Consider the following 11,990-nt stretch of genomic DNA (forward strand, 5'->3'; position numbering starts at 1 on the left):
GGACCCCGGTCGCCCGCGACGCGCTCGCACTTGCGCTGGCGCCGGCAATGGCCGCCGCCGCGTGCGTTGGCGAGTCTTCGCCTGGCATGCCGGCGACCACGACATGGCGGGTCGCGCGCGTCGGGCCTATCGATCTGGAACCCGGGCGCGCCCTGGACTGACTCTGATCCAAACGAACCGCTACTCAGCCATCTCCCCGCCAAGCTCTGGCTGATCGGCCTAGGCAACCTTGGTCAGGCCTTCGCCTGGTGCCTTGCCTCGCTCCCCTATCCAGAAGGAGCGGAGACGACGCTGATGCTTCAGGATTTCGACCGGATGGCGGAGTCTAACGACAGCACCTCGCTGCTGGCAGTGCCCGAACAGCCGACCGCAATGAAAACTCGCTGGGTCGGTGACTGGCTCGAGCGTCGCGGGTTCGAGGTTCGGCACGAGGAGCGACGGTTCGGTGCATGGACGCGGCGCCACCACCTCGAGCCCGGTGCCGCACTGTGTGGCGTGGACAACGCGGTTACCCGCGCGGCGCTGGAGGATGCGGGCTTTGACTTGGTGGTGGAAGCTGGCCTCGGCGGTGGGACGCAGGGGTTCCGCAACTTCTCGCTGCACAGCTTTCCCGGCCCTAAGCGCGCAGGCGCAATCTGGGGAGGCACCGCGCCTACGGCCACCGCCCCCGACGTCTCGACTATGCCGGCCTACCGGGCGATGAAGGTCAAGGGGGTGGACGGATGTGGCCTGACACAGATTGCGTCTCGCACGATCGGCGTGCCCTTTGTCGGACTGACCGCGGCGATCCTCGCTGTCGGCGAACTGCTGCGGAGGCTCCACGGCGGCGACGCTATGGAAGTCGTGTCAGGGTCACTTATGGCGCTCGAAGACACTGTCGCCTTCAACGGCGCAGACGTACCCTACGCCCACGGCCATATCGACATCGGTGACGCCAACCTGCCGGACGCGGCCTACCGTCCGTCGCCAGGCTTGCAGTAAAGCTCGAAAGCCGCCGTTTGCTCAGACGGCGTTGCCATACTCAATTGATGCATATCGCGACTTAGATCTTGTAAGTGGCGGTGATTTGCTTCCACATTCATCTTGTTTGGGAGCGCCTCCGAGAGCGAGGGGGCGATCTGGTTTTGGGGGAATTAGTTGACTAGCTTCAGGTTCCTACACGCCGCCGACATTCATCTCGACAGTCCTTTGCATGGCCTCTCGAGATATGAGGGCCTGCCGGTCGATGAAATACGATCCGCTACGCGCGCGGCTTTCGATAACTTAGTGCAGTGCGCCATCGATGAGGCGGTGGACTTTGTTGTCATCGCGGGCGACCTGTTCGACGGCGACTGGCGCGACATGGGGACCGGTCTCTATTTCGCTAAGGCGATGGGCCGCCTGAACCAAGTTGGAATCCCGGCGTTTCTACTCTCCGGCAACCATGATGCCGCGTCGGTCATATCGCGAACGGTTCCTTGGCCGCCTAATGTGCGACTGTTCGGCTCGAAGCGGCCCGAGACCCACCGCCTTCCGGACATCTCGGTCGCAATCCACGGCCAGAGCTTCGCGACGCAGGCTGTTACCGAGAACCTCGTCATCGCCTATCCACAGGGCGACGCGCATACTTTTAATATCGGCATGCTCCACACAGCGCTGGCCGGCCGACAGGGTCACGCTGATTATGCACCTTGCAGCGTGGATGACCTGCGGTCTCGCGGCTATGACTACTGGGCGCTCGGCCACGTGCACGAATTCGAGGTCGTCAGCACCGAACCCCACGTCGTGTTCCCAGGGAATGTGCAGGGCCGTACGATCAGAGAAACCGGCGCCAAAGGTGCGGTGTTGGTCAACGTGGCCGATGGCGAGGTAACATCTGTCGAGCGGATAGAGCTCGACGTTATTCGGTGGGCGCGCCTCGACGTGGACTGCACAGGTGCTCGGATGGACGAGCTCAGTGACCTGCTGCGTTCCGCGCTTGTCGGCCTTCACGGCTCGAACGCCTCAGGTCGGCCGCTGATCGCGCGCGTGACGCTGACCGGCGAGATGGCTGACGCCGGCGCGGTGCGGGACGGAGCCGCGATGCTGCGCGACGACGTGCGCGCGATCGCTTCGTCGATCTCCCCTGACCTATTCGTCGAGAAGGTCCGGGTCGAAGTGACCGAACCGGCGCGGACTACGGTTGCGGTCGGCGAGGACCTTGGCACAATGATCGAAGAGGCGGCGACCGATCCGGACCTCACCGCCGCCATCGGTCGCGACCTTGAGCGTTTCATGCTGGCGGCGAGTACGTCGTTGGGCGAACCCGAGGACGGCGAGCTGCGGCTGTCGGCAGCGAGGAGTGATTGGGCGGGCGTCCTCGGCACCGCGTCCACGGCGTTGCGGTCGCGTCTTACGAGGGAAGGCTGAGCATGCGGTTCTCCCGCCTCTCGCTCGAGCGCTATGGCCGTTTCGAGGACTGCGAGCTGGACTTCCGCTCCGGCAGTCCGGACCTTCACGTCATCTACGGCGAGAACGAGGCCGGCAAGACGACGTCGCTGTCGGCCGTCTCCGACCTCCTCTTTGGCTTTCCCGCCCGTTCGCCATACAATTTCCGTTTCGACTATTCTCTGCTGCGCGTCGGCGCAATGCTCGAGGATGGCGGCACGACGCTTACCTGCCGCCGCAAGAAGGGCACGGGCAGCACGCTCCTCGGTGCCGATGACACCGCGATCGACGAAGCGCCGCTCGCCGCGATGCTGCGCGGACAGACACGGGAGACGTTCGGCCTTTCCTTCAGCCTGGATCAGGCGGCACTCCGCCTGGGCGGGCAGGCAATGGTCGAGGCGAAGAACGATGTCGGCCGCACGCTATTCGCGGCTGGGTCGGGTTTGACCGGCGTCTCCGACGAGCTGCGTCGTCTGGAGACCGAGGCAGATGCGATCTGGGGGCCGACTACCCGCGGCAGCAGGACATTCACACAGGCCCAGCGCCAGCTCGCCGAGTCGGCAAGGATCGTCCGCGATGACGCGCTGAAGCCCAAGGCTTGGTCGGACGCTAGGATCGCCACCGAGCGGACCCGCGAGGCTCTGGAGGCGGCGCGCCGCGACCGCGACGCCGTCCAGACCGAATCGAGATCTGCCGAACGTGTCCGGCGCGTGGCGCCGCTCGTCCGGCGACGCGAGGAGCAGATGGCGTCGCTCGCCGGCTACGATGGAGTTGTAGACCTGGGGCGCCAGCGCGAGACCGGCGCCGAGGAGCTCGTGCGAGAGGCCGAAGAGGCGGTCCGCGCAATAGCGACCGCCGAGAGCCTGCGCGCGGACATCGCCGACCGGCGTTCTTCCGTCTCGACGGATGCGCAGGTGCTCGTAGAGGCCGATGAGGTCGATCGCCTCGTTACTGAGGCGGGTGCGGAAGTTAAGGCGAAGCGTGACCTCGTCGGGCTGGAGGCCGAGCACGCAGAAGCGACGGCGACCGTCCGCCGGCTCCGCGCCGAGGCCGGTCCGAACGCCGATGCGGCACCGCCACGCGAACTCGCGGCGCGGTTGCGTGAGCTCTCCCGCGTTGATGGGGAGCAACGCCTTGCGGCGCGCCAGATCGAGGACGAGCGACAGCGCATAGAGGAGCGGCGGGGCCGTGCGGAGGCGACGCTTGCCGCGAATGTGGTCGGCGACGCGGCTGACGCACTTGCATCCGCTGTTGATGAGGCGCGTGCTTTGGGCGCCGATGCCGACGCTCGCTGCTACGCCGTGCGCGGCAGCCTGGACAGTGCCGCGCGCAATGCCGCCGAAGCGCTGGCCAGGTTGGTGCCTTGGACGGGCGATGCGACTGCACTCGCTTGCCTTCCCAAAGTAGACGCCACCGAGATCCAGGAGGCGCGCGACGCCCTTGCGACTCTCCTCACCGACATCCGTCGGGAGGAGGAAGCCGCGCAGCGCGCGTCTGACCAGTCTTCCGTCGCGGCGCTCGAAATCTCGCAGCTATCGACAGGGACCGCCGTGTCCGCCGAGGACATCGTCGAGATGCGGGCCGAGCGCGACCGTCTGTGGCGGCCGCTACGCGACCATCTCATGGATGGTGCGGCCCTTCTGGCACCTGCCGACGCGGTCGCGGGTTTCGAAACTGGCATTGCTGCGGCGGACGGGCGCGCGGACGCGCGATACGCGACCGCCGACGCGTCGGGCAGGCTTTCGCTGCTGGAGCAAACGCGGGCGTCGCATGACTTAGCGGGCGACCAGGCCGCAGCCCGCGCCCAGACGGCGCGTGGCCGACACGAGGAGGTCCTCTCCGCCTGGCAGCGTCGGCTCGGCGATGCCGGACTGCCGGAGCTGGAACCCGGGCGGTTCCACTCTTGGCAGGCTGACCGTGATGTGGCGGAGGCTGCTCAGGCCAAGCTGCGTGAATTGATCTCGGAGGTCGAACGGTCGGAAGCCAGACGCGACGGCGCCCGTTCTGCGCTTGCTGCGGCACTCGGCATCGCGGATGCGGGTGGCCCGCTTACACCCGTGCTCTCCAAGGCGGAGACGCGTCGCGCCGCATTCGACGATGTGTCGCGCAAACGCCTGCTGGCGCAGGCGGAGCTGGATCAGGTCGATGTGGAGATTACCTCCCTCGACCATAGGACCCGCGCGGTGGAAGGCGCGGCAACGAAGAACATCGCCGCATGGACTGCAGCGTTAGCCGAGGCGCGTCTAGAAATCGACGTTACCGTCTGTGCCGCTGTCCTCGACCTTCTCGACGAGCTGCGCGAGGCGACAGCTTCGGAAGCACTTCTGCACCGGCGTATCGAAGGCATCGCGCGCGACTCCCGGGATCACGCGGCGGCAGTGGGACGGCTTGCCGACGCGCTCGGCGTCGCTGCGGGCGAGGTGTCCGAGCGTCTGCGGTCAATGCGAGACCGGCTCGCGGCGGCGCGGACCGGAGCAACGCTGCATAGCTCGCTGGACGAGGAGGACCGGCGCCGCCACGGCGAGCTGCAGGAAGCGCAGGCCAAGCTTAAGGCGACCGACGAGGCACTTGCGTCGTTCCTTGCAGAGGCAGTCGTATCGGACAGGACAGCGCTTGGCGCGGTCATCGAGAGGTCCCGGGCAAGGCGCGTGTTGGTCGAGGATGTCTCAGCGACGGAGCGTGCGATCATCGAGGCCGGCGATGGGATCGGACTCGAGGCGCTGATCGCCGCGGTTGATGCAACTGACCCGGATCAGGTCGCCTCGCAGCTGACGACGCTGGGATCCCGGCTCGATGAGCTAAACGCATTGGTGGACGAAGCAGCGACGGCCCACGGCGATGCCCGAGCCAAGTTCGCAACATTCGACACCGGCGGCACCTCAGCCGTCGACGCGGCCGCCGACGCGGAGCAGGCACGTTCGGAACTGGAGGTTCTGGCAGAGGACTACATCCTAAAGCGGGCGCAGGCGGTGATGCTGAAGTGGGCGATCGAGAAGTATCGCGAGCGACACCAGGATCCGCTGCTCTTGCGCGCTGGCGAGCTGTTTTCGACACTTACGACCGGCCGCTACACCACATTGAAGGTCGACACCGACGGACCCATCCCGCGGCTCCGGGGTATGCGCGACGACATGCGGACAATGGTTGACGTCGATGCGATGAGCGAGGGTACCACTGACCAGCTATTCCTTGCGCTGAGGCTCGCCGCCTTGGAGCAATCCGTCGCTGCGGGCGTCGGCCTGCCGTTCCTAGCCGACGACCTGTTCGTGAACTTTGATGACCGGCGGGCAGAGGCTGGCTTCCAGGTCTTGGCCGAGGTGGCCCGGAGCACTCAAGTGCTGTTCTTTACCCACCACCCGCACCTCGTTCAGATTGCGAAGTCTGTAATCGGCGCCGAGCTCCATTCGGAGTGCACGTTGTCGTGATGTGGTCAGTGCCACGTTTATGAAAATCAACGCAGCGAACGCGTTTTTTCCGGATTTTCCGCGTCAGAATTCGCTTGTCACTCTGAGGTCCAAATTTGGAGGAGATATTCATGAGTGATGCGGACGATGAGCCTCCGCTGCCCGGCGACCATCCCACTTGGCGAAGGATCGTCGAACATGGTCAGTTGGCCCGGTTCCCCGAAGGAATCATCGTAGGGGCGATACGCGCCAACTACCGCCGCAAGGGAATCGACCAAGCTTCGTCCGTGAGATGATTGTTTTCATCTCCGATCGCATATTGTCGATCCTGCGCGGCGAAATCTCTACGAAGACCTTCCCGGACGGCGGGAACGAGATCGTCGAGGCGGTGCACGACGCGATGCTCAAGGCGTTGCTGTCACCGACTGCGGCCGATGGCGAGGGGTTGCGCAAGTGGTTCAAGTCGACCCTCCGCAAGCGGGCGATTGACCATGTGCGCCCGGCGCTCAAGAAGATGAAGCTCATGCCTGACATGGTCGACGACCCCGGCGGCATGGTGGATCCGCGGACCGAGAACTTCTCGGAGGCGGAGCAGGCAGCCGACGTGCAGCGCATCCTCGATCGCCTCCATGGCAAGGGCGTGCGCGACGTGTTCGAGCTCCACATGCAGGGTTACGGCTGCAGCAGCATCAAGGGCGAGTCGATCTCGAGCATCCTCGGGATCGATCCGGACACCGCCTCGAAGAGGCTTGTGTCCGCCAAGCAACAGTTAGAGAAGATGATCGGAAAATCGTGATGGAAGACAATCAGCAGGTAAGGGATGAAGTGCTGATCGCGTTCCACGAGGAGTGCGACATCCCGACACGCGCGGACGTGGAGCGTTGGACGCGGGCGCACCCGGACTTCTCCGAGGACATCCGCGAACATGCGGCCGTCCGTCTGGCGATGATCGCGGACATGTGCGAGCAGCCCGGGCAACTGGACGACAACATGATCGCGCGCGGCCGTAGCCGGGTGCAGGCCGCTATGTTTGCGGCGGAGGCCGGGGATCGGGTCGTCGACGCGACCGCCGCGGCGGGCCCGACGCTCAATGGCATGCTCAAGTCGGCGGGCCTGACCCAACCGGAACTTGCCCGCAGACTGCCGATCAAGCGTGTCGTCGTGGCGGACCTATTCGCCGGCCGCATGCGCGACCTTCGGCCACGCTTTTCGACGGCGATATCGCGGGAGCTCGGCGTGTCGGTGGCGGCATTCAACCTCGCCCATGCCCACGCCGCCCGCCTTCCGGCGCTTGGCGGCCGCGCCAAGTCCGTCGGTCAGCCGGTTGCGAACCAGCGGACCTTCGAGGAAATCATACGGTCGTCCGGGATGAGCGAAGAAGAGATCGCCTACTGGCTGGCCGACGCCTGATGGACGCTTGGAGCGACATCTGGCTCGCCGCGCGCGACTGCCGCACCGCAGCGTTGGCCAAGGCGGGTGCCCCTCCGACAGCCCGCCAGCTGGTTGACGCGATGGCCGGCCTGCACGACCTAGAGATCGTTGAGTTCGATCCGGGCACGCGGGCCGGTGACAACGTCCTGGGATTCTTCGAGCGTGGTCCCGGCATCGTCCACGTCGCGCGCGGTCAGACCAAGGAGGATGAGGTCGTCGTCATTGCGCACGAGCTCGGCCATTTCCGGCTGCACAAGGATGCCGAGAGCGACGTCACCGACGTGTCGATGAGACTCTCCGGCGAAACCGTGGAGAGCGGCGGCGCCCGCGTCGACGGCTACTCCTCGCGCGAGCGAAAGGAGGTCCAGGCCGACGTCTTCGCGGGCGAGTTCCTGAGTCCTTCGGACTGGCTGAGGGACGAGCTCCTCACCGGCGCCCGGCCGTCGGCCATCGCGGCCCGGCTCGGCCTGCCGCGCAACCTCGTCCTGCAGCAGGCCATCCGTGCCCTGCTGCTTCCACCCCTAGTCCGCCACGAGGTCGAGGAGGGCGAGAAGGTCGTCTACGACCTGGATGCCGACCAGCAGGCGGCCGTCGACTGGTCGGACGGCCCCCTCCTGGTGCACGCCGGTCCCGGGACCGGCAAGACGCGCACCCTGGTCGAACGCGTCACGCGCATCCTGAAGGAGGACGAGGCATCGTCGCTCCTCGCGCTCACCTTCTCCAACAAGGCGGCGGAGGAAATGCGCGAGCGTCTGTCGGCGGTCGATGCCGACGCCGCGATCGAGATGTGGGTCGGGACCTTCCACAAGTTCGGGCTCGAGCTCGTTACCTGCTACGCGGGGCGGATCGGCCGGACGGAGAAGGTCAGGATCTTCGATCCGACGGCCAGCCTCGCGCTGCTTGAGACCAACCTCGAGCTGCTTCCGCTGCGCCACTACCAGAACCTCTTCGAGCCGGCGCTCGAACTCGCCTTTGTGGTGAGCGCGATCTCCAGGGCCAAAGACGAGCTGATCGGTCCGGAGGAATACCTCGCGGCGGCCAAGGCGGACCTCGCGGCGGCGAGCACCGACGAGGCTGTGCGGGAGATCGCGGAGAAGGCGGTCGAGGTCGGCGAGGTCTACGTGATCTACGAGCGGCTGCTCGAGGAGGCGGACGCGGTCGACTTCGGCGACCTGATCCGGCACGCGGTCACGCTGCTCAAGGATCTCCAGGTCCGGACAGAGGTGCTCGGACGCTACCGTCACCTGCTCGTCGACGAATATCAGGACGTGAACTTCGCCAGCTCGGCTCTCCTGCGCGCGTTCGCCGACGACTGCCGCGACATCTGGGTGGTCGCCGACCATCGCCAGTCGATCTACCGATTTCGGGGAGCCGAGCCTTCGAACGTCGAGCGGTTCACTACGGAGTTCGACGGGAAGCGCCTCAGCCTCGGGATCAACTACCGCTCGGGCACGCCAGTGGTGCGCGCCTTCGCCGCCTTCACCGGGGGCATGACGGGTGGCGCGGCGGCGCAGTGGCAGGCCAACCGAGGCGCGGTCGGCGATGTCACGCTCGAGGTCTGCGCGACCGTCGAGGATGAGCCTGCGCGATCCGCGACCGGGTCGAGCGGCTGCGGGTCGCGGGCGTGCCTTACCGCGACCAAGCGATCCTGGCGCGCAGCCATCTAACGCTTGGCCGCCTGACGGCCCTGCTCGAGAGGCTCAACGTCCCCCTCCTGTATCTCGGTGACCTGTTCGAGCGCAGTGAGATCCGCGACCTGCTGTCGCTGGTCGCGCTCGATGCCGAATTCGGCGGGCTCGGACTTGTCCGGGTCGCGCAGCTTCCCGCATACGGCGCGACCGAAAAAGACTCCCTCGCGGTGATCGCTTGGGCTGCGGTGGAGAAGCTGCCGGTCATACAAGCGTTGGCCCGGGTCGCCGAGATCGACGGTCTTTCTGACACAGGACGCGACGGTCTCGCGAAATTGGGTGCGGAGCTCGCGTTCGTTGGCCCGGGTACGTCGCCCTGGTCGATGTTGACCGGCTGGCTGTTTGAGACGGGGAGCTACCTCAATGCCCTCGTCCGCAGTTCGGACCCGGCAGATCGTCAGAAGCTCATCGCGATCTACCACCTCCTCAAGGTGTGCGGCGAGCACGACGCCGTCGGTGACGGAAGCCGGAAGCGCCTGCTGGAGCGCATCCGCCGCATCGAACTGCTGAACCAAGACAGCGTCTATCGTGCGATATCGGCCGAGGCGACCGACATCGATGCAGTACGCGTACTCACTATCCATGGCAGCAAGGGTCTGGAGTTTCCGGCGGTCCATCTGCCCGCATTGGCGACGAGATATATGCCGGCGAGCCGCAAAGGCTCGAGGACACCTGCATTGGCGAAATACCCGCAGCTGAACATGGCTAAGGTCGACCATGATGCCGAAGAGGAGTGCCTCTTCTTCGTCGGCCTGTCCCGTGCGCGAGACCACCTGTCGCTGACGCGGGCGGTGAAATACACCACGCAGAATGCGACTGCGTCGAAGTTTCTAGACTCGGTTTCGTCGATACCTGCGACGACCCGCACGGCTCCCTCCAGTGTGCCGCTGCCAATCGCCCGCCCGCCCGTGGTCGTCGAGAGACGGGCCAGCTACTCCGCCAGCGAACTTGAGACCTACATCCGCTGTCCCGCGAAATACCGGTACGAGCAGCTAATGGGATTGCGCGGCGGTGCCGACGGCGCCGCATTCCTTGACTTTCACCGCTGCGTACGCCGGACGCTGGCATGGATCCAAGACCGTCGCGCCGCAGGTGTCGCGACCAGTGCTGCAGAAGCGCTGGCGCATCTCGATGAGGTCTGGGCCGAACGCGGTCCCGTCGGTCACGGTTTCGAGGGATACTACCGGCAGGCCGCGAACCGCATGGTGGCCAATGGGGCGGTCTTTATCGCTACCGAGCAGGGCGCGTCTGTCGACGGGGGACTCGACGTCACGATCGCCGGGCGCACAGTCACGATGGAGCCTGACCGCCTAGTCGAGGCCGGTGGCGTGGTGCGCGTGCAGCGGATCCGGACTGGCCGGCAGACGAAGGGCGAGGGGGACAAGCCAATCTACGGTGCATTGCGCTTGGCGGCGCAGAAGCGGTTTCCGGGCAGGACGATTTCTGTCGGGGCCTATTATCCCAGCGACGGCGAGACGCGGGAGTTCCCGGCCGGCAAGGAGGACAAGGCCATCAAGGCGTTCGAGGGCGCGATCAACGGGATCGAGGCCGGACAATTTCCTGCCAAGCCGGACGATCCGCGCTTCTGCCCGAACTGCCAGTGCTACTTCATCTGGATCGTGCCCCACAACGTGGTGTAGGTTCGCTGGCGTTGTCACAGCGACCTCCGGCTAAGCCGGATTGATCATGCTGCCATGGCAGGCAACGTGATGATGGGATTATCGCTTAATCCTGAGACGCTTTCCAGTGTCATGTAGCGGCAGCGCTGCACTGCCCATTCATCGTTTTGTTCGAGGAGGATAGCGCCGACGAGACGTGTGATAGCCTCTTCGTTGGGGAAGATACCGACGACATCGGTGCGTCGCTTGATCTCGCCATTGAGGCGCTCGATTGGATTGTTGCTGTGAAGCTTGGTGCGGTGCTGGGCAGGGAAGGTCATATAAGCCAGCACATCCTCCTCGGCGCTGTCCATCAGTGCGGCGAGTTTCGGCACGGTGGGGCGCAGTTGATCGGCGACGCTACGCCATTGGGCCTTTGCAGCCTCTGGCGTTTCCTGAGCGAAGGCGGTGGCGATGAACGCCGACACGACCCTGCGCCCACTCTTGCCAGCATGCGCCAGCGCATTGCGCATAAAATGAACCCGGCATCGTTGCCAGGTGGCGCTGAACACTTTGGCGACGGAAGCTTTTATGCCTTCATGGGAATCGGAGATCACCAGCTTCACGCCGCGCAGACCGCGACGGGCAAGGCTGCGTAGAAAATCGGTCCAGAAGACCTCAGCTTCGGAATGACCGATCGCCATGCCAAGCACTTCGCGCCGGCCATCGCTGTTGACGCCGACGGCGATGATGACGGCGACCGAGACAATGCGACCGGCCCGCCGCACTTTGATGTAGGTCGCGTCCATCCACAGGTAAGGCCAGTCGCCTTCAATCGGACGATCGAGAAAAGCCTTCACGCGTTCATCGATCTCCACGCACAGCCGGCTAACCTGGCTCTTTGAGATACCGCTCATCCCCATGGCCTTCACCAAATCGTCGACCGAGCGGGTTGAAATCCCTTGGATATAGGCTTCCTGAATGACGGCCGTCAGCGCTTTCTCCGCCAAGCGACGGGGCTCCAGGAACCCAGGAAAATATGTTCCCTTGCGCAGCTTGGGGATCCGCAGCTCGACCGTACCTGCTCGCGTCTCCCAGTCCCGATCCCGATAGCCGTTGCGCTGTGCCAAGCGCTCAGGATCTTTCTCACCATAGGCAGCGCCGGTCACACTGCCCACCTCCAGTTCCATCAGCCGCTGCGCGGCAAAGCCGATCATGTCGCGTAGAAAATCGCCGTCGGCTGTCTTCCCAACCAGAGCGTGCAGGTCCATCTTGTCATTGGTCATCGGAGGTCTCCGTAAGTTGAGCTTCGCAACCCAAACTTATCCGAAGTTCGCCGGTGACCACCCGCGAAACTGACCGGCCGCTACAGCGCTTTATCGATGAGCGCGCGTCCGGTCAGCTTCGCTACCCTCAAAACCTACACCACTTAACGTAATCGCCACACTCGACCTCCGCTTTGT

The 11,990-nt window shown here is 65.1% G+C and carries 9 protein-coding genes; 8 read left to right on the forward strand and 1 reads right to left on the reverse strand.

Features of this window, described 5'->3' with window-relative positions; all coding sequences use genetic code 11:
- The first annotated feature begins 315 nt into the window (after positions 1-315).
- The 8 genes from BF95_RS23075 to BF95_RS25870 all read left to right on the forward strand — a co-directional run bounded on the left by BF95_RS23075 (position 316) and on the right by BF95_RS25870 (position 10,569).
- Positions 316-981, forward strand: a complete 666-nt coding sequence (locus tag BF95_RS23075; protein ID WP_152542902.1) for a hypothetical protein — start codon at positions 316-318, stop codon at positions 979-981.
- 156 nt (positions 982-1,137) lie between these two features.
- The gene (locus BF95_RS23080; protein ID WP_043154850.1) at positions 1,138-2,388 is read left to right on the forward strand and encodes a metallophosphoesterase family protein; all 1,251 of its coding nucleotides are present in this window, start codon (positions 1,138-1,140) and stop codon (positions 2,386-2,388) included.
- A gap of 2 nt (positions 2,389-2,390) precedes the next feature.
- Complete coding sequence (locus tag BF95_RS23085; RefSeq protein WP_043154853.1) at positions 2,391-5,831, forward strand: ATP-binding protein; 3,441 nt, start codon at positions 2,391-2,393, stop codon at positions 5,829-5,831.
- 110 nt (positions 5,832-5,941) lie between these two features.
- Positions 5,942-6,106, forward strand: coding sequence for a hypothetical protein (locus tag BF95_RS27995; protein WP_161774410.1), 165 nt, complete (start codon positions 5,942-5,944; stop codon positions 6,104-6,106).
- Positions 6,103-6,606, forward strand: a complete 504-nt coding sequence (locus tag BF95_RS23095; protein ID WP_043154857.1) for a sigma-70 family RNA polymerase sigma factor — start codon at positions 6,103-6,105, stop codon at positions 6,604-6,606. Before BF95_RS27995 ends, BF95_RS23095 begins: the two co-directional genes overlap by 4 nt.
- A complete protein-coding gene (locus BF95_RS23100; RefSeq protein WP_043154859.1) occupies positions 6,606-7,220 on the forward strand; it encodes a helix-turn-helix domain-containing protein in 615 nt (204 codons plus the stop codon). Before BF95_RS23095 ends, BF95_RS23100 begins: the two co-directional genes overlap by 1 nt.
- Positions 7,220-8,908, forward strand: coding sequence for a UvrD-helicase domain-containing protein (locus tag BF95_RS25865; protein ID WP_051520208.1), 1,689 nt, complete (start codon positions 7,220-7,222; stop codon positions 8,906-8,908). The genes BF95_RS23100 and BF95_RS25865 overlap by 1 nt, the downstream gene beginning before the upstream one ends.
- On the forward strand, positions 8,866-10,569 hold the full coding sequence (locus BF95_RS25870; RefSeq protein ID WP_051520209.1) for a 3'-5' exonuclease: 1,704 nt from the start codon (positions 8,866-8,868) through the stop codon (positions 10,567-10,569). The genes BF95_RS25865 and BF95_RS25870 overlap by 43 nt, the downstream gene beginning before the upstream one ends.
- A 44-nt stretch (positions 10,570-10,613) precedes the next feature.
- Here BF95_RS25870 and BF95_RS23130 read toward each other — a convergent pair whose 3' ends face one another.
- On the reverse strand, positions 10,614-11,813 hold the full coding sequence (locus BF95_RS23130; RefSeq protein WP_043154871.1) for an IS256 family transposase: 1,200 nt from the start codon (positions 11,811-11,813) through the stop codon (positions 10,614-10,616).
- Positions 11,814-11,990: the final 177 nt, after the last annotated feature.

The organism is Sphingobium sp. Ant17 (genome assembly GCF_000588875.1).
Lineage (GTDB): Bacteria > Pseudomonadota > Alphaproteobacteria > Sphingomonadales > Sphingomonadaceae > Sphingobium.